Annotated in this window: 1 protein-coding gene; it reads right to left on the reverse strand. The window is 41.7% G+C overall.

What is annotated here, in order from left to right:
* The coding region (locus R7R24_RS27465; RefSeq protein WP_001890479.1) for an ATP-binding cassette domain-containing protein at positions 1-137 on the reverse strand (137 nt) is incomplete at its 3' end.
* Between the last annotated feature and the right edge of the window lie 91 nt (positions 138-228).

Raw genomic sequence — 228 nt, forward strand, 5'->3', positions numbered from 1 at the left:
GTGGTTGATTTTCCTGCACCGTTAGGTCCAAGAAGCGCGTAAAAGTCACCTTTTTTAACTTGTAGACTGATGCCTTTTAACGCTTCAAAGCCGCCCGCATACGTTTTACGTAATTGTTCAATTTCTAATGCGTACATAGCGTAATGATTGCCATCTGTTAGTGAATTGGGATGACCAGTTCCAAGATAAGCATCACCTGAAGCTTAGTAGGAAGCTGGAAAAAGTTTC

The organism is Vibrio sp. 704, assembly GCF_033339295.1.